The 19,041-nt window shown below is 62.4% G+C and carries 12 protein-coding genes; 6 read left to right on the top strand and 6 right to left on the bottom strand.

What is annotated here, in order from left to right:
* Window positions 1-80: 80 nt before the first annotated feature.
* From zipA to AD662_RS09545, 3 genes are all read right to left on the bottom strand, one after another.
* On the bottom strand, window positions 81-926 hold the full coding sequence (gene zipA / locus AD662_RS09555; protein WP_053186820.1) for a cell division protein ZipA: 846 nt from the start codon (window positions 924-926) through the stop codon (window positions 81-83).
* A 258-nt stretch (window positions 927-1,184) separates the two neighbouring features.
* Window positions 1,185-4,673, bottom strand: coding sequence for a chromosome segregation protein SMC (gene smc, locus AD662_RS09550; protein WP_053186817.1), 3,489 nt, complete (start codon window positions 4,671-4,673; stop codon window positions 1,185-1,187).
* Window positions 4,674-4,675: 2 nt separating this feature from the next.
* A complete protein-coding gene (locus tag AD662_RS09545) occupies window positions 4,676-5,335 on the bottom strand; it encodes a GntR family transcriptional regulator (RefSeq protein WP_053186814.1) in 660 nt (219 codons plus the stop codon).
* A gap of 382 nt (window positions 5,336-5,717) precedes the next feature.
* Here AD662_RS09545 and xdhA point away from each other — a divergent pair, with 382 nt between their 5' ends.
* From xdhA to guaD, 4 genes are all read left to right on the top strand, one after another.
* Window positions 5,718-7,172 (top strand): xanthine dehydrogenase small subunit, encoded by a 1,455-nt coding sequence (gene xdhA, locus AD662_RS09540; RefSeq protein WP_053186812.1) that lies wholly within the window; start codon window positions 5,718-5,720, stop codon window positions 7,170-7,172.
* Complete coding sequence (gene xdhB, locus AD662_RS09535; protein WP_053186810.1) at window positions 7,165-9,558, top strand: xanthine dehydrogenase molybdopterin binding subunit; 2,394 nt, start codon at window positions 7,165-7,167, stop codon at window positions 9,556-9,558. Before xdhA ends, xdhB begins: the two co-directional genes overlap by 8 nt.
* A 128-nt stretch (window positions 9,559-9,686) precedes the next feature.
* The gene (xdhC, locus tag AD662_RS09530) at window positions 9,687-10,529 is read left to right on the top strand and encodes a xanthine dehydrogenase accessory protein XdhC (protein ID WP_018608650.1); all 843 of its coding nucleotides are present in this window, start codon (window positions 9,687-9,689) and stop codon (window positions 10,527-10,529) included.
* 19 nt (window positions 10,530-10,548) lie between these two features.
* Window positions 10,549-11,853, top strand: a complete 1,305-nt coding sequence (gene guaD / locus AD662_RS09525) for a guanine deaminase (RefSeq protein ID WP_053186808.1) — start codon at window positions 10,549-10,551, stop codon at window positions 11,851-11,853.
* Window positions 11,854-11,991: 138 nt separating this feature from the next.
* On the opposite strand, the gene AD662_RS09520 is transcribed toward guaD, so the two are convergent.
* The gene (locus AD662_RS09520; protein WP_003183531.1) at window positions 11,992-12,756 is read right to left on the bottom strand and encodes a GntR family transcriptional regulator; all 765 of its coding nucleotides are present in this window, start codon (window positions 12,754-12,756) and stop codon (window positions 11,992-11,994) included.
* A 244-nt stretch (window positions 12,757-13,000) separates the two neighbouring features.
* On the opposite strand from AD662_RS09520, the gene AD662_RS09515 reads away from it, so the two are divergent.
* Window positions 13,001-14,191, top strand: a complete 1,191-nt coding sequence (locus AD662_RS09515) for a benzoate/H(+) symporter BenE family transporter (protein ID WP_053186806.1) — start codon at window positions 13,001-13,003, stop codon at window positions 14,189-14,191.
* A gap of 158 nt (window positions 14,192-14,349) precedes the next feature.
* On the opposite strand, the gene AD662_RS09510 is transcribed toward AD662_RS09515, so the two are convergent.
* A complete protein-coding gene (locus AD662_RS09510; protein ID WP_003199553.1) occupies window positions 14,350-14,694 on the bottom strand; it encodes a YggL family protein in 345 nt (114 codons plus the stop codon).
* A gap of 231 nt (window positions 14,695-14,925) precedes the next feature.
* Here AD662_RS09510 and dacB point away from each other — a divergent pair, with 231 nt between their 5' ends.
* The gene (gene dacB, locus AD662_RS09505) at window positions 14,926-16,392 is read left to right on the top strand and encodes a D-alanyl-D-alanine carboxypeptidase/D-alanyl-D-alanine endopeptidase (RefSeq protein WP_018608653.1); all 1,467 of its coding nucleotides are present in this window, start codon (window positions 14,926-14,928) and stop codon (window positions 16,390-16,392) included.
* A 261-nt stretch (window positions 16,393-16,653) separates the two neighbouring features.
* On the opposite strand, the gene AD662_RS09500 is transcribed toward dacB, so the two are convergent.
* Window positions 16,654-19,038 carry a sensor domain-containing diguanylate cyclase gene (locus AD662_RS09500; RefSeq protein WP_053186804.1) on the bottom strand — a complete coding sequence of 795 codons (2,385 nt, stop codon included), beginning with the start codon at window positions 19,036-19,038 and terminating at the stop codon, window positions 16,654-16,656.
* Window positions 19,039-19,041 lie beyond the last annotated feature (3 nt).

Here is a 19,041-nt window from a genome sequence, read left to right as displayed (position 1 = left end):
TCAGGTTTCAGGGCTGCTTCGCAGCCCAGCGGGGATAAATCCCCTCGCCACAGAAGCCCCTCCACATCAACTTGGCGACTTCAGCGCTTCTGGGTCAGTGCCCGGCGCTCGAATTCGACAATGCGCTGGCGGTAGTGCTCGATGGTCTGGGCGGTCAGCACGCTGCGCTGGTCATCCTTGAGTTCGCCATTGAGTTCCTGGGACAGCTTGCGCGCCGCGGCCACCATCACGTCGAAGGCCTGCTTGGGATGACGCGGGCCAGGCAGACCGAGGAAGAAACTCACCGCCGGCGTGCTGAAATGATCGATGTCGTCGAGGTCGAACACGCCAGGCTTGACGGCGTTGGCCATGGAGAACAGCACCTCGCCGTTGCCGGCCATGCTCTCGTGACGATGGAAAATGTCCATCTCGCCGAAACGCAGGCCGCTTTCGAGGATGTTCTGCAGCAACGCCGGGCCCTTGAAGCCAGCCGGGTCGCGGCAGATCACGCTGATCACCAGCACTTCTTCCGCCTGGGCCTGGTCTTTGTCGGCGCCCGACGTTTTGTTCTCGTCCGGGAAATCGTTGTCGCGGCTGCTGAAGCTCAGCCCACCATCCAGGTCGAGGTTCAGGTTCAAATCACCCTGGGACGGCTCGCTGTTGCGCTTGCCGCGCTTGGAACCCGATTCCCGTGGTTCACGGGCAGATGCGCTCATCGACGGCAAGTCGTGTTCGTCCAGCTGCGGCTCCTTGTGGGTGTCCAGCACCCGCGGCGGGCCCAGCAGTTCGGCGCTGTCATCCTCATCGGGCAGGTTCGACAGGCTGCGATCCAGGCGAAACTTCAGTTTCCCCTTGCCGCCGCGCATACGACGCCAGCCGTCGAAAAGAATACCGGCAATGACTATGATGCCGATGACGATCAGCCACTCGCGCAGACCGATTTCCATGTAATCCCGTGCCTCTATAAAAATGCTGAAAAATAAGGGGCTTAGCTATTTGCAAACCGCTTTAAAACGTGGTGCCAACTCTATGTTCTGAATGGCATTTTGCCCACGCATACGAAAAATTGACATTAAACTAGCACGACCAAAGATAACTTTACACCGTCTGTCGCACAGGCTTGTGCCCAATCTGTGATTTGAACAACAGGCCTAAGGGTAAAAAATACCTACAGCGTTCCAAGTAGAAGCCCTACAAGCCGTTGTTCAGGCATCCACCATGGCCATGGCCTCCTCCACATCCACCGCCACCAGCCGCGAACAGCCCGGCTCATGCATGGTCACGCCCATCAACTGATCGGCCATTTCCATGGCGATCTTGTTGTGGGTGATGTAGATGAACTGCACCGTTTCAGACATCTCCTTCACCAGCCGTGCGTAACGGCCTACGTTGGCGTCGTCCAGTGGTGCATCGACTTCGTCGAGCATGCAGAACGGCGCCGGGTTCAATTTGAAGATGGCAAAGACCAGGGCCAGCGCGGTCAGCGCCTTTTCGCCACCGGAGAGCAAATGGATGGTGCTGTTCTTCTTGCCAGGAGGACGCGCCATGATTGTCACCCCTGTATCGAGTAAATCTTCGCCCGTCAGTTCCAAGTAAGCGCTGCCGCCACCGAAAACTTTTGGGAAAAGTGCCTGCAAACCGCCGTTGATCTGATCAAAGGTATCCTTGAAGCGGTTGCGGGTTTCCTTGTCGATCTTGCGGATGACGTTTTCCAGGGTCTCCAGCGCTTCCACCAGATCGTCGTTCTGGGCGTCCAGGTAACGCTTGCGCTCGGACTGCTGCTGGTACTCGTCGATGGCCGCCAGGTTGATTGCCCCCAGGCGCTGGATACGCTGGGCAATGCGTTCCAACTCCTCCTCGGCGTCCTTCTCGTTCGCCCCGGCCACCAGGGTGGCGAGCACGCCATCGAGGTCGTAGCCGTCTTCCAGCAATTGGTCCTGCAAGGCTTTGCGCCGCACCGTCAGGGCCTGCCACTCCATGCGCTGCTGTTCCATCTGGCCGCGGATCAGTTGCGATTGCTGCTCGGCCTGGCTGCGGCGCTTCTCGGCATCGCGCAGTTCGCGGTCGGCGTCCTCCAGGGCGATCTGCGCCGTCTTGAGCTCCTCGTCGACGCTCATACGCTTGTCGAGCAACTCTTCGAGCTTGAGGCGCAGCTCTTCCAGCGGCGCTTCGCCCTCCTCCAGATTGAGGCTCAACTGCTCGCGTTTTTCGGTCAGGCGCTCGGACTGCATTTCCAACCGTTCCAAGGCCTGGCGCGTGGAATCGTGCTGAGCCTTGAGCGAGCCCAGGCGCACCGCCAACTGATGGGCATGGTCCTTGTGCTGGCGTGCTTCCTGGCGCACCCGGTCCAGGCGCTCGCGCAGGCTGTCACGCTGGGCCAGCAGCAGTTCACGCTGCTCGGTGTCCAGCGCCATGGCGTCGAGGGCTTCTTGCAACTGCAAGCGCGCCTCGCCGATCTGTTCGTGCTCCAACGCCCGCTGCTCGCCCAGTTCGGCGATTTCTTCTTCCAGGCGGGTGCGGCGCAGCGCCAGCTGCTCGACCTTGGCCTTGCCGGCGGACAACTGCGCCTTGAGCTCGCCTTGCTGGCGCGCTTCATCCTGCAACAGCCGCCGCAGGTGTTCGCGGCCGTTTTCCTGTTGACGCTGTTGCGCCCGCAGGTTTTGCAATTCGGTTTCCAGGGCTTCGACGCTGGCCTCGCGCTCTTCGCGCTCGGCGCCCAGGCGCTGGATTTCCTGGCCTCGGGCAAGCATGCCGCTCTCGGCTTCGCTGGCCCGGCGCACCCGCAGGAAATGCCGGCCGACCCAATACCCGTCTCGACTGATCAGGCTTTCGCCGACCGCCAATTGCCCACGCAGGGCCAAGGCCTGCTCAAGGCTGTCCACCGGTTTGACCTGCCCCAGCCAGGGCGACAGGTCGACCTGGGCCTCGACCTTGTCCAGCAAGCTGCCGGGGATTCGTACGCCGTCGCCAGCCGGGCTGAGCAGGCGCAGATCGCCCTGGGTGAAACCCGACAGGTCGAAGCCACCGAAGTCATCCACCAGCACCGCTTGCAGATCGGCACCCAGCACGGTTTCCACCGCCAGCTCCCAACCGGCATCGACCTTCAGGCCCTCGGCCAGTCGCGGACGCTCGGCCAGATGCTGGTCGCGCAGCCATTCGGCGGCGCCAGTGCCGGGATCCAACGCGGCTTGCTGCAAGGCTTCCAGCGAGGCCAGGCGCCCATTGAGCCGCTGCAATTCGCCCTGGCCCTGCTGCTGGTTCTGCAAGGCCAGTTGCAAAGCCTGGCGCAGTTGCTCAAGCCGTTCGACCTGGGCGTCTTCGCTGGCCTGCAAGTCTTCGAGGGTGGCTTCGCTGGCCGCCAATTGCTCGCTCAGGTCCAGAATCGCCGCGTCTTCCGGATCCGCCGCGAGCAAGGTGCGCTCTTCGGACAGACGGCGCTGACGTTCGGCCAGTCGCTCCATGCTGGTTTCCAACTGCTGGATGCGCGACTGCTGGACTTCTGCCTGGCGCCGCGGCTCGGCCGAGGTCAGGTTGAAACTGTCCCACTGCTCTTGCCAGCCGTGCATGGTCAGCTCGGCTTCTTCCAGGGCCGCGGCGGCCTCTTCGGCGGCGGTGCTGGTGATTTCCTGCTCCGGCGTGAGCCGGTCCAGTTCTTCGCCAAGGGTCAGCAGCAACGTGCGGTCGTGGCCCAGGTGCGACTCGGTTTCCAGGCGCGCCCGCTCAGCTTCCTTCAAGTCATCCTGCAACTGCCGCAGCCGTTGCTGACCATGCTGGATGCTCTGCTCGACCCGGGCGATGTCGCCCCCCACGGAATAGAAGCGCCCCTGCACCAGATTGAAGCGCTCGGACAGGTCATGGTGCCCATCACGCAGACGCTCGATGGCGGCGTCGGCGTTGCGTTGCTCGGCCACCAGGGCTTCGAAGCTGACTTCCTGGTTGCCGATGATCGCCTCACGCTGGCCGACCTGCTCGTTCAGCGCCTGCCAACGCAGGGCCGAAAGCTGGGCCTTGAGCTGGCGCTCCTCGCCCTTGTATTCCTGGTACTTCTTCGCGGCCTCGGCCTGACGGTGCAAACGCTCGAGTTGGCGTTCGAGTTCTTCGCGCAGGTCGGTCAGGCGCGCGAGGTTCTCGTGGGTGCGACGAATGCGGTTTTCGGTCTCGCGCCGCCGTTCCTTGTATTTGGAAATACCGGCGGCTTCTTCGATGAAGTTGCGCAGGTCTTCGGGCTTGGCCTCGATCAGCTTGGAGATCATGCCCTGCTCGATGATCGAGTAGCTGCGCGGGCCCAGGCCGGTGCCGAGGAAGATATCGGTGATGTCGCGACGCCGGCACTTGGTGCCGTTGAGGAAATAGCTGTTCTGGCTGTCGCGGGTCACTTTGCGACGAATGGAGATTTCCGCATAGGCCGCGTATTCACCCACCAGGGTGCCGTCGGAGTTATCGAACACCAGCTCGATGCTGGCCTGGCTCACCGGCTTGCGACTGGTGGAGCCGTTGAAGATGACGTCGGTCATCGACTCGCCGCGCAGGTTCTTGGCCGAACTTTCGCCCATCACCCAGCGCACGGCGTCGATGATGTTCGACTTGCCGCAACCATTGGGCCCGACCACCGCCGCCATGTTACTGGGGAAGTTCACCGTGGTCGGGTCGACGAAGGATTTGAACCCCGCCAGCTTGATGCACTTGAGCCGCACGTTCAGGCCTTCGTCAGTGCAGAGACCACCAGATCGCAACTGCGCTGGGCGTAGGCCGTGAGCACGATGCGGATCTGCGGCAAATCACGGGCCAGCACAGCGGCGAGCAGGCGCTGGAACAGGTCGAGGAACTCGCTCATTTCCGCCTTGCGCTGGTCCAGGGCCAGGAAATAGGCACGGCTCATGGCCGGTTGCAGGTTCTCGACGGTTTCCTGCAAGTACGGGTTGTTGGCAAAGGGATAGGCGGCGCGCATCACACTGAAGCTTTCATCGACGAAGGTGCGGATGTCCTGGCGCGCGTAGGCGTCGTTGAGACGCTGCTGGATCGCCACGAACGGCGCCATGTCGGCTTGCTCTTTCCAGCCATGGGCCACGGCGTTGCCCAGCAGGATGTACAGCTCGCTCATCAACGTGCAGAGGCTGCGCACCTTGTGTTCGGTGAGTTCGGTGACGTGGGCGCCACGGCGCGGCAGGATCGCGATCAAATGGCGTCGTTCCAGGATCAGCAAGGCCTCGCGGACCGAGCCGCGGCTGACGTTGAGCGCCAGCGTGACCTTCTGCTCCTGGATGCGCTCTCCCGGTTTCATTTCGCCGCGAATGATGCGTTCGGCGAGGTGATGGGCGATTTGCTCGGCGAGGCTGTCCGGGGCCTTGAACGTCATGGTTGTCCTTCAAACTCTTCGATTTGCACAAGCGGCGCAGTGTAGCGCACTCGATACGTCATGGCGCAGGGCCTGTACCGGGTTTTTGGCACGATTCAAGCAAAAAAGTTTGAGCGTTCCTGCTGAAACAGAACCTGTGGAAGAACCTGTGGGAGCGAGCTTGCTCGCGATAGCGGTCTGTCATCTTGCATCCATACTGAATATACCGCCGTCATCGCGAGCAAGCTCGGCTCCCACAGGGTTCTACAGTGTCCATCGATCGTTGTTCATCGACCAAAGAGATTTTCTTGACCTTTAAGTCAGAAAATCGTTGACCGAAAAGTCAGACCTGATAAATTCAGGCCCACGTCGATACAACAATAATGAGTCTGCGAGGCCTTCCGTGATCCAGTTTTTACTCAACCAGGAACTCCGTAGCGAGCACGCCCTGGACCCGAACCTGACCGTGCTCAACTATTTGCGCGAACACGTTGGTAAACCAGGCACCAAAGAAGGCTGCGCCAGTGGCGACTGTGGCGCGTGCACGGTGGTGGTAGGCGAATTGGAAACGGACGCCGATGGCCACGAACGCATTCGCTATCGCAGCCTCAATGCCTGCCTGACCTTCGTCTCGTCCCTGCACGGCAAGCAACTGATCAGCGTCGAAGACCTCAAGCACCAGGGCCAATTGCACAGCGTCCAGCAGGCGATGGTCGATTGCCACGGCTCGCAATGCGGCTTCTGCACACCGGGCTTCGTCATGTCGCTGTTCGCCCTGCAAAAGAACAGCGAACAACCCGACGCCCATAAAGCCCACGAAGCCCTGGCCGGCAACCTCTGCCGTTGCACCGGTTACCGGCCGATCCTGGCCGCCGCCGAGCAGGCCTGCTGTGGCAAGCAGCCAGACCAGTTCGATGCCCGCGAGGCCGAGACTATTGCCCGCCTCAAAGCCATCGCCCCGACCGAGACCGGTGAGCTCAACAGTGGCGACAAACGCTGCCTGGTGCCACTGACCGTCGCCGACCTGGCCGATCTTTACGATGCTTATCCCCAGGCGCGTCTGCTGGCCGGCGGCACGGACCTGGCCCTGGAAGTCACGCAGTTTCATCGCACCCTGCCGGTGATGATCTACGTGGGCAACGTCGCCGAACTCAAGCGCATCGAACGTTTCGACGATCGCCTGGAGATCGGCGCCGCCGCCGCCCTCTCCGATTGCTACGAAGCCCTGAAAGCCGAATACCCGGACTTTGGCGAATTGCTGCAACGCTTCGCCTCGCTGCAGATCCGCAACCAGGGCACCCTCGGCGGCAACATCGGCAACGCCTCACCGATTGGCGACTCGCCGCCCCTGCTGATCGCCCTCGGCGCGCAGATCGTGCTGTGCAAGGGCCAGACCCGCCGTACCCTGACCCTGGAAGACTATTTCATCGACTACCGGGTCACCGCCCGCCAGGAAAGCGAATTCATCGAAAAGATCATCGTGCCGCGAGCCAGCGCCGAACAGGCGTTCCGCGCCTACAAGGTCTCCAAGCGCCTGGACGATGACATTTCCGCCGTATGCGCGGCGTTCAACCTGCGCATCGACAACGGCGTGGTCCGCGACGCCCGCGTGGCTTTCGGCGGGATGGCCGCGACCCCAAAACGCGCCAAGCATTGCGAAGCCGCATTGATCGGTGCGCCGTGGACCGACAGCACCATTGAACGCGCCTGCGCGGCCCTGGCCGAAGACTTCACGCCGCTGTCGGACTTCCGCGCCAGCAAGGAATACCGCCTGCTCAGCGCCCGCAACTTGCTGCGCAAATACTTCATCGAACTGCAAACGCCGCACATCGAGACTCGGGTGACCGCTTATGTCTAACCATCACACCGTAGAGAAGACCCAAGCCGAACTCGCCGAGCTGTTCGCCCGCGACCTGACCACCGGCGTGGGCCGCAGCGTCAAGCACGACAGCGCCGCCAAGCATGTGTCCGGTGAGGCGCAGTACATCGATGACCGCCTGGAATTCCCCAACCAGTTGCACGTCTATGCCCGGCTGTCGGACCGCGCCCACGCCCGGATCATCCGCATCGATACCACGCCCTGCTACGCCTTCGAAGGCGTGCGCATCACCATTACCCATGCAGACATTCCTGGCCTGAAGGACATCGGCCCGTTGCTGCCGGGTGATCCGCTGCTGGCCATCGATGATGTGCAGTTCGTCGGCCAACCGGTGCTGGCCGTCGCCGCCAAGGACCTGGACACCGCGCGCAAGGCGGCGATGGCGGCCATCGTCGAATACGAAGACCTGGAACCGGTGCTGGACGTGGTCGAGGCCCTGCGCAAGCGGCACTTCGTGCTCGACAGCCACACCCACCAGCGCGGTGATTCGGCCGCGGCACTGGCGAGCGCCGAGCATCGCATCCAGGGCTCGCTGCACATCGGCGGCCAGGAACACTTTTACCTGGAAACCCAGATCTCCTCGGTGATGCCTACCGAAGACGGCGGCATGCTCGTCTACTGCTCGACCCAGAACCCCACCGAAGTGCAGAAACTGGTGGCCGAAGTGCTGGGCGTGTCGATGAACAAAGTCGTGGTGGACATGCGCCGCATGGGCGGCGGCTTTGGCGGCAAGGAAACCCAGGCCGCCAGCCCGGCGTGCCTGTGCGCCGTCATCGCGCACCTCACCGGCCAGCCGACCAAGATGCGCCTGCCCCGTGTCGAAGACATGCTGATGACCGGCAAGCGCCACCCCTTCTACATCGAATACGACGTCGGCTTCGACAGCACCGGGCGCCTGCACGGCATCGCCCTGGAACTGGCCGGCAACTGCGGTTGCTCGCCGGACCTGTCGGCCTCGATCGTCGACCGGGCGATGTTCCATGCCGACAACGCCTACTACCTGGGCGATGCGACCATCAACGGCCACCGCTGCAAGACCAACACCGCGTCGAACACCGCCTACCGTGGTTTCGGCGGGCCCCAAGGCATGGTCGCCATCGAAGAGGTGATGGATGCCATCGCCCGGCACCTGGGGCTCGATCCGCTGGCGGTGCGCAAGGCCAACTATTACGGCAAGACCGAACGCAACGTCACCCACTACTACCAGACCGTCGAGCACAACATGCTCGAGGAAATGACCGCCGAACTTGAAGACAGCAGCCAGTACGCCGAGCGCCGAGAAGCGATCCGTCGCTACAACGCCAATAGCCCGATCCTGAAAAAAGGCCTGGCACTGACCCCGGTGAAATTCGGCATTTCCTTTACCGCCAGTTTCCTCAACCAGGCCGGCGCCTTGATCCACGTCTACACCGACGGCAGCATCCACCTGAACCATGGCGGCACCGAAATGGGCCAAGGCTTGAACACCAAGGTCGCCCAAGTGGTGGCCGAGGTGTTCCAGGTGGAAATGGACCGCGTGCAAATCACCGCGACCAACACCGACAAGGTGCCGAACACTTCGCCCACCGCCGCCTCCAGCGGTGCCGACCTGAACGGCAAGGCCGCGCAGAACGCCGCCGAAACCATCAAGCGGCGCCTGGTGGAATTCGCCGCGCGGCAGTACAAGGTCAGCGAAGAAGACGTCGAGTTCCACAACGGCCATGTGCGGGTGCGCGATCACATCCTGAGCTTCGAGGCGCTGGTGCAGCAGGCCTATTTCGCCCAGGTCTCGCTGTCGAGCACCGGCTTCTACAAGACCCCGAAAATCTACTACGACCGCAGCCAGGCCCGTGGCCGGCCGTTCTACTACTACGCCTATGGCGCGGCCTGTGCCGAGGTGATCGTCGACACCCTCACCGGCGAGTACAAGATGCTGCGCACTGACATCCTTCACGACGTCGGCGCCTCGCTGAACCCGGCCATCGACATCGGCCAGGTCGAGGGTGGTTTCATCCAGGGCATGGGCTGGCTGACCATGGAAGAACTGGTGTGGAACGACAAGGGCAAGCTGATGACCAATGGCCCGGCCAGCTACAAGATCCCCGCCGTGGCCGACATGCCGCTGGACCTGCGGGTCAAGCTGGTGGAAAACCGCAAAAACCCCGAAGACACGGTGTTTCACTCCAAGGCCGTGGGCGAGCCGCCGTTCATGCTCGGCATCGCCGCGTGGTGCGCCATCAAGGACGCCGTGGCGAGCCTGGGGGATTACCAGCACCAGCCGAACATCGACGCGCCGGCAACGCCGGAGCGGGTGTTGTGGGGGTGTGAGCAGATGCGGGGGTTGAAGGCGGTTAGTGCTGAGAAAATTGAAGCCGAAATCGTCTGATGATCGTTCCCACGCTCTGCGTGGGAATGCAGCCCCCGACGCTCTGCGTCGAAGTTTGAAGAGCGGACGCAGAGCGTCCAAAGATGCATTCCCACGCAGAGCGTGGGAACGAGCAGTTGAGGTGAAATATGTACAACTGGATCAGCGCCCTCGCCGACCTGCAAACCCGCGGTGAGCCCTGCGTGCTGGTGACGATCATCGAAGAGCTCGGCTCCACCCCGCGCAACGCCGGTTCGAAGATGGTCATCAGCGCCAGCCAGACGTTCGACACCATCGGTGGCGGGCACCTGGAATACAAGGCCATGGAAATCGCCCGCAACATGCTCGCCAGCGGCCAGCAGAACACCCATCTGGAGCGTTTCAGTCTCGGTGCGAGCCTGGGCCAGTGCTGCGGCGGCGTCACCGTGCTGCTGTTCGAACCCATGGGCCAGGTCCAGGCGCAGATCGCCGTGTTCGGCGCCGGCCACGTCGGCCGCGCCCTGGTGCCGCTGCTGGCAAGCCTGCCCTGCAAGGTGCGCTGGATCGACTCGCGGGAGGCGGAGTTCCCCGAACAGCTGCCCCATGGCGTGCGCAAGATCGTCACCGAAGAGCCACTGGATGAAGTCGACGAATTGCCCGTCGGCAGCTACTGCATCGTCATGACCCACAACCATCAGCTCGACCTGGAACTGAGCGCCGCGATCCTCAAGCGCAACGACTTTGCCTACTTCGGCCTGATCGGTTCGAAGACCAAACGGGTCAAGTTCGAGCATCGCCTGCGTGATCGTGGTGTTGACAGCAGCACCTTGCAGCGCATGCGTTGCCCGATGGGCATCGGCGAAGTCAAAGGCAAGTTGCCTGTGGAAATCGCCATCTCCATCGCCGGCGAAATCATCGCCACCTATAACGCCGATTTCGGCCAGCACACCGCCCGCGCCGAACCGATTGCCAAGCTGCTGCCGGCCTCGCGCCGTAGCCAGGCAAACCGTTGAACACTCGTTGAGAATGCCCATGCCCCTGACACGCAAAGCCTACCGCGCCGCCCTGCTCCACAGCCTCGCCGACCCGGCCGAAGTCGGTATCGAGGCGTCCTATGAATATTTCGAAGACGGCTTGCTGGTGGTGGAAAACGGCCAGATCAGCGCCATCGGCCACGCCCGCGACCTGCTGCCGACCCTGGCAGTGGACATCGAAGTCACTCATTACCCCGACGCGCTGATCACCCCCGGGTTGATCGACACTCACATCCACCTGCCACAAACCGGCATGGTCGGCGCCTATGGCGAGCAATTGCTGGACTGGCTCAACACCTACACCTTCCCCTGCGAAAGCCAGTTCGCCGACAAGGCCCACGCCGATGCCGTGGCCGATATTTTCGTCAAGGAACTGCTGCGCAACGGCACCACCACCGCGCTGGTGTTCGGCAGCGTGCACCCGCAATCGGTGAATTCGTTTTTTGAAGTGGCCCAGAAGCTCGATCTGCGGATGATCGCCGGCAAAGTGATGATGGACCGCAACGCCCCGGACTACCTGATCGACACTGCCGAATCCAGCTACACCGAGAGCAAGGCGCTGATCGAGCGCTGGCACGGCAAGGGCCGCCTGCACTACGCGGTGACCCCGCGCTTCGCCCCTACCAGCACCCCGGAACAACTGGCCCTGGCCGGTCAGTTGCTGGGGGAATACCCAGACTTGTACATGCAGACCCACATCAGCGAGAACCTGCAGGAGGTGCAGTGGGTCAAGGAGCTGTTCCCGGAGCGCAAGGGTTATCTGGACGTCTACGATCACTACCAGTTGCTCGGCGAGCGCTCAGTGTTCGCCCATGGCGTGCATTTGTGCGACGACGAATGTGCACGCCTGGCCGAGACCGGTTCGGCCATCGCCTTCTGCCCGACCTCGAACTTCTTCCTCGGCAGCGGCCTGTTCAACCTGCCGATGGCTGAGAGGCATAAAGTGCACGTGGGATTAGGCACCGACGTGGGTGGCGGCACCAGTTTTTCGCTGCTGCAAACCCTGAACGAAGCCTACAAAGTGATGCAGTTACAGGGCGCGCGGCTGAGCCCGTTCAAGTCGCTGTACCTGGCCACCCTGGGCGGCGCCCGAGCCCTGCGCCTGGAGGACAAAATCGGGACGTTGCAACCGGGTTCCGATGCGGACTTCCTGGTGCTGGACTACAACGCCACGCCGCTGCTGGGCTATCGCCTCAAGCAGGCCAAGGACATTGCCGAGCGGTTGTTCGTGTTGATGACGCTGGGGGATGACCGGACGGTGGCGCAGACGTATGCGGCCGGTAAGTTGGTGCATCAGCGGTAGATTTCATTCGCCTGTCACACCGCTTTCGCGAGCAAGCCCGCTCCCACATTTGATCCGCGTATGTCATGACAACACGGTCGAATGTGGGAGCGGGCTTGCTCGCGAAGGGGGCGACTCGGTGCCGCTGACTCAACTCAATCAGAGCTTAGCCGTCGACCGCCCAGGCTTCTTGCTCTGCAGCAGGTGCGAGAACACCGCATGCAAGTCATCCGACGCACTTTCCTCGTCGAGGTTGAGCTTGCTGTCGATGTGGTCCATGTGATGCATCATCAAGTCCACTGCCAGCGTGGCATCGCGGGCCTCGATGGCGTCGATCAACTGGGTGTGTTCGTCATAGGAACAGTGGGAACGGTTGCCGCTTTCGTACTGGGCGATGATCAGCGACGTCTGGGACACCAGGCTGCGCTGGAAGCTGATCAGCGGGGCGTTCTTCGCCGCTTCGGCCAGCTTGAGGTGAAACTCGCCCGACAAGCGGATGCCAGCGCCGCGGTCGCCACGGGAGAAACTGTCGCGCTCGTCGCTGACCATCTGCCGCAGTTCAGCCAATTGTTCGGCTGTGGCATGCTGCACCGCCAATTCGGTGATCGCCCTTTCCACCAGGCGCCGGGCCATGAACACCTGGCGAGCCTCTTCGACACTCGGGCTCGCCACCACGGCACCGCGGTTGGGCCGCAGCAACACCACGCCTTCGTGGGCCAGACGTGACAGCGCCCGACGAATGATCGTGCGGCTGACCCCGAAAATCTCCCCCAGTGCCTCTTCGCTCAACTTGGTACCGGGCGCCAGGCGTTGTTCGAGGATGGCCTCGAAGATATGCGCATAGACAATATCGTCCTGGGTTCCGCTGCGGCCGGCTTTACCGGCTCGCGGTTGTTTCTTGAGGGGTTGCAACTGTTCGTTCATGGGCACTCGAGTCGGGAGAACTGCGGCGAATTGACCGTGACTGTAATACGGCACAGCGGGTCGCTGGCAAGTATCGCGTAAAAAACAGCTCGATTGTACACAACCTCTGATGGCAACACGACTGTACGGCTGTTTGCGGGCATGGCTGTATTGCAATCGGCTACTGCGTTGAGTTTAGGCTGCAAACCCAAAATCTGTGGCGCGATCAGGCCCAGCCAATCTACAACAAGGACCACCGCCCACCATGACCGAAGTCACGACCACGCCACTTCGTCCATTGGCCGATACCTCGCCTTCAGCCATCGTCGCCGGGTTCATCGCGATGATGACCGGCTACACCAGTTCCCTGGTGCTGATGTTCCAGGCCGGCCAGGCGGCCGGGCTGACCAGCGGGCAGATTTCCTCGTGGATCTGGGCGATCTCCATCGGCATGGCGGTGTGTTCCATCGGGCTATCGCTGCGCTATCGCACACCGATCACCATCGCCTGGTCGACACCCGGCGCAGCGCTGCTGATCACCAGCCTCGGTGGCGTGAGTTATGGCGAGGCCATCGGCGCCTATATCACCTGTGCAGTATTGGTGACGATCTGTGGCCTGACCGGCAGTTTCGAGCGCCTGGTCAAGCGTATTCCAGCCTCACTGGCGGCGGCGCTGCTGGCGGGGATCCTGTTCAAGATCGGCAGCGAGATTTTTATCGCCACCCAGCATCGCACCGGCCTGGTGCTGGGGATGTTTTTCACCTATCTGATCGTCAAGCGCCTGTCGCCCCGCTACGCGGTACTGGCGGCACTGTTGATCGGTACGGCGCTGTCGGGCCTGCTGGGGCTGTTGGACTTCAGCGGCTTTGCCCTGGAAGTCGCGACACCGGTGTGGACCACGCCGCACTTTTCCCTGGCGGCCACCATCAGCATCGGCATTCCGTTGTTCGTGGTGGCGATGACCTCGCAGAACATGCCCGGCATCGCCGTGCTGCGGGCCGATGGTTACCACGTGCCTGCCTCACCATTGATCACCAGCACCGGCATCGCCTCGCTGCTGCTGGCGCCGTTCGGTTCCCACGGCATCAACCTGGCGGCCATCAGCGCGGCGATCTGCACCGGCCCCCACGCCCACGAAGATCGCAACAAGCGTTACACGGCGGCGGTCTGGTGCGGAATTTTCTACGGGATTGCCGGGGTGTTCGGCGCGACGCTGGCGGCGTTGTTCGCGGCGCTGCCCAAGGAGCTGGTGCTGTCCATCGCGGCCTTGGCGCTGTTCGGGTCGATCATCAACGGCTTGAGCATCGCCATGAGCGAAGTGAAGGAGCGGGAAGCGGCACTGATCACCTTCATGGTCACGGCGTCGGGACTGACGCTGTTCTCCATCGGTTCGGCGTTCTGGGGGATTGTGGCGGGGGTGTTGACCTTGCTGATCCTGAACTGGCGCAACGATTGAAAGCATCGCGAGCAAGCTCGCTCCCACAGGGGATGTGTGTCGTTCACATCACCACTGTGGGAGCGAGCTTGCTCGCGATAGCGGCCTGAAGGGCAACAGCTACCCAACAGACAGGCACAAAAAAACCGGCGCCCGAAAGGGCTGCCGGTTTCTGACCATCAAGCGACCGGATTGATCGGCTTTTCCGGGTACCAGACGTCCATCAGCGGGCTGACTTCAACGCTGGTCAGCTCAGGACGTGCCTTGAGCCAGGCTTCAACGGCAGCGCGCTGCTCTTCGGAAACCGAGCCACGCTTCTGCAGGCAAACCAGACCGTAGTCGTCGCCGCCGACGTAGCCCAGGCCATTGGCTTCCATGGCTTCTTTCAGGAAAGCGTCGAGGAAAGCGTCAATAGCCTCATCGGCCAGATCTTCTTTGAAATCCAGGTTCAGTTCGAAACCCAGCTCTTGAAATTCATCCACGCACAGTTTTTTGCGCAGACGCTGGGAACGGTTAGTCGCCATTGGAACAATCCTCATAAGTAATAACGGCCGGCACTTTACCAGTTTGGTGCGGCGATTGCCCGACTGATCGGGCGTATCGACCTACCGTCGGTAAAAAATAGCAGCCGAAGGGCTCAGGCACGGCCCCAGCCGTTGCGGCTTGGGGCATAATGCCGACACTTTCATGACCGTTGAGGGCGTTCATTTTCATGTCCTCGTTATTTCCCCCTCGCCCGTAGGGTTTTATTTCAAATGATCAAATCTTTGCGTCCACTGCTTCTGGCCAGCCTTCTTCTTCCCCTGGCCCTCCCTGTCACCACCTACGCCGCCACCATCAATACCGCCCTGTCGCCCAACGTGCAAAAGGCCCTCAAGAACAGCAAGCTGCAGAACGACGCGCTGTCCCTGGTGATGGTGCCACTCAACGGCCCCGGCACTCCGACCCTGTACAACGCCGACGTCTCGGTGAACCCGGCGTCCACCATGAAGCTGGTGACCACCTACGCGGCCCTGGAAATGCTCGGCCCCAATCACCAGTGGAAAACCGAGTTCTACACCGACGGCACTCTCAACGGCGGGATCCTCAACGGCAACCTGTATCTCAAGGGCGGCGGCGATCCCAAGCTGAACATGGAAAAACTCTGGCTGCTGATGCGCGATCTGCGGGCCAACGGCGTGCAGCAGGTCACCGGCGACCTGGTGCTGGACCGTGGATTCTTCATCCAACCGCAACTGCCCGAGTTCAACGACGACGGCAACGACGAAAACAAACCATTCCTGGTCAAGCCCGACTCGCTGCTGGTCAACCTCAAGGCCCTGCGCTTCGTCGCCCGTAACGACGGCGGCCGGGTGCTGGTGTCGGTGGAGCCGCCGATTGCGAGCATTCGCATCGACAACCAGGTCAAGGCCGTCAATTCCAAGCAATGCGCCGGCGGCGTGCGCTACAACCCGGTACCGCAAGCAGACGGCAGCGTGACAGTGACCGTCGGCGGCCAGCTCGGGGACGGTTGCAGCTCCCAGACCTACCTGTCGTTGCTGGATCACGCCACCTACACTGCCGGTGCGGTGCGAGCGATCTGGAAAGAGTTGGGTGGCAGCATCCAGGGCCAGGACCGCCTGGCAGCGACCCCGAGCAGCGCCAAGGTCCTGGCCCGGGCGTTCTCCCCGGACTTGGCGGAGATCATCCGCGACATCAACAAATACAGTAACAACACCATGGCCCAGCAACTGTTCCTGAGCCTCGGCGCGCAGTTCCGTAACGAAGCCGACGGTGATGACGCCAAGGCGGCGCAGCGGGTGGTACGCCAGTGGCTGGCCAAGAAAGGCATCACCGCACCGCACCTGGTGATGGAGAATGGTTCCGGTCTGTCCCGCGCCGAACGGGTCAGCGCCCGGGAAATGGCGGCGATGCTGCAAGCCGCCTGGCGCAGCCCGTACTCGGCCGAGTTCATCAGTTCGATGCCGATTGCCGGCACCGACGGCACCATGCGCAAACGCCTGAAGACCACCGCGATGGCGGGCGAAGCCCACGTCAAGACCGGGACCCTGAACACCGTCCGCGCCATCGCCGGCTACAGCCGCGACATCAATGGCAATACCTGGGCGGTGGTGGCGATTCTCAACGACCCGAAGCCTTGGGGCGCTTCGTCGGTGCTGGACCAGGTGCTGCTGGACCTGTACCGCCAGCCGAAACTGCCGCAGACGGCTTCGGTGCTCTGACACAGCACAAACCCAATGTGGGAGCCTGCTCGCGATTCAGTCGGTCAGTTGGTATGGATGTGACTGACCTGGCGCTATCGCGAGCAAGCTCGCTCCCACAGGGGATTTGTGTCACACACGAAGGTTGTGCCCACTGAAGATCAAGTGTGGGAGCGGGCTTGCTCGCGAATGCGGTATAACATTCAAGCATTGCGTTGGCTGACACGCCGCCTTCGCGAGCAAGCCCGCTCCCACACTTTGCCCCCCTAGACCTAAAAGTGGCTAACCCAACTGCGTCTCGACCCGATCCCGCCCGGCCTGCTTGGCCGCATACACGCCCGAGTCAGCCCTTAGCAGCAACGCATCGGCGCCCTCCCCGGCGCGCCAGGTGGCGATACCGAAGCTGGCGGTGACAAACCCCACATCCTCGATGGGCGCCGCCCGCAAGCCTTCCCACAGCTCCAATGCCAAGATGTAGGCATTTTCGCTGTCAGTGTCCGGGCACAGCACGACGAACTCTTCCCCACCCAGCCGGCAAAACACATCGGTGCGCCGCAACCGCTGGGCGACGCGTTGGCAGACCGCCTGCAACACCCGGTCGCCCACTGCGTGGCCATGCTGGTCGTTGATGCGCTTGAAGTGGTCAATGTCGAGCATGATGACCGCCAGCCCCCCGGAACCACGCTCGACCCGAGCCATCTCCGAAGTCAGGCGATCCTGGAAATAGCGGCGGTTGCGAATGCCGGTCAGGGCATCGGTGACGGACAAGGCCCGCAACTCTTCTTCCACCCGTTTGAGGTCGGAAATATCCGAGACATAGCCATGCCACAACACTCCACCGCCGGGCAGTTCCTCCGGCGTGGCCTCACCGCGTACCCAGCGCAGCCCGCGCAAGGGCAATTGCACCCGATACTCTTCCCGCCACGGGCTCAAGGTATGGGCCGAAGCACGAATCGAAGCGCGGACGCGCGTGCTGTCCAACGGGTGGATCCGCGAGAAAACCGCCTCGGCGTTCTGCACCAGCACATCGGGTTCCATTTCATAGATGTCGCGAATGCCGTCGCTGGCATAGATCACGCTGAAGCGACCGTTGAAATCCATTTTGAACTGGTAGATGCCACCGGGCACGTGGGCACTGAGCTTTTTCAGCAACAAGTCACGGGCAGCCAACGCTTCGTGGACACGCTTGCGTTCAGTGATATCGATGCAGATCGCCAGGTGCCCGACCCACAGCCCCTGGTCATCGAGCATCGGTGTGGCAAGCATGTTCACGGTCAAGTGGCTGCCATCGCGGCGCACCAGGGTCCACTCCCGCGCCTGTTGCCCGCCCTGCTCGCCGCCCTCGAGCAGCATCGCGTGGCACGTCGGAATCGGCTTGCCGAAGCGCGCGCCGAGTTGGGCGGCGCGGGCCTGGAGTTCGCGCGGTACATGCAGGCTTTCCAGGGTCATGCTCTGCAGGACCTCGCAGCTCTGGTAACCGAGCATCTGTTCGGCACCGACGTTGAAGGTGGTGATGACGCCACGCAGGTCAGTGGCGATGATCGCGACCTGGGTCGCAGCATCCAGCACACCGCGCAACTGGCCATGGGTACCGCGCAGCTCCTGCTCCCGGGCGCGCAGTTCACGGGTGCGCTGCTCCACCAGTTTCAAGGCCCGCTGCCGCTGGCTGACCAACACATAGAGCAAGGCGCTGAGCAGCAGGCTGAGCAAGCCGCCGAGTATCACCATAGTCGTGACCGAAGAATGATTGGTCGACAGAAACACCCGGCTGGGTCGCAACTCCACCCGGTAATCGCGATCAGCCAGGCGCAACAGGCGGGTCGCCGCCAAATCGCTCTGGCCCGGCGGGTTGCGGGACTCGAACAATGCCTCCTCGCCGTTTTTGGTAGACGGGTCCATGACCCGCATCGACAGATTGTCGTGACCGGACGCCGGCAGCCCGTCGCCCGCCAGTTGCCGCATGCTGATGACCGCCACCACATACCCGAGCGGTTCGCTGGCCGACGCCCTGATCACCGGCGCGACCAGCAGTAGCCCGCGGGAAAATACCGGGTCGGCGCCCATCAAGTCCACGGGTTGCGAGGCCACCAACCCGCCTTGCTGGCGGGCCCGCTCGAGGGTGGCGCGGCGCACGGGTTCGGAAAGCAGGTCCAGGCCCAGCGGTGTCCCGTAGGACGCCTGGCTCTGGATGTAGAGCAGCGGTGCGTATTCGTCCCGTTCGGCGGCCAGTCGCAGGCCTCCGCGGCCGTCCGCCTCGCGGATCGTAAATTGAGTGGCCCCTTCTGCCTGCGCCCGCTGTTCGAACGCGCGCCGTTCGTCGCGCAACACCCTGGGCACCCAAGCGAAGGCCCGGGTACGGCGCAACAGCGCGACGGCGTAGCCACGGAATTCGCTGTTGGAGACCCCTTCGGAGTTGGCAAAAAAGCGTCCGAGGCTGCCGAGGATTTGCTCCTCGTCCTGGAACTGTTCCTCAATGCGGCTGAAACGCTCCTCGACATGCATCTCGAAACGCTGGCGCAGTTGTTGATTGACCAGGTTCATCATCGCCCAGGTCAGCACGCCAGTCAGGAAGGCACCGGCCAACAGCACCAGCGAAGCCACCAGCCAGGCCGACACGTCTTCGCTGATAAAACCCAGGATTCTGGGGCGCACCTGATGCAATGCCATAAA

Source organism: Pseudomonas kilonensis (genome assembly GCF_001269885.1).
GTDB classification, from domain to species: domain Bacteria; phylum Pseudomonadota; class Gammaproteobacteria; order Pseudomonadales; family Pseudomonadaceae; genus Aquipseudomonas; species Aquipseudomonas kilonensis.
Note: the sequence above shows the minus strand (reverse complement) of the source record. Positions and strands in the feature narration are given on the sequence as shown.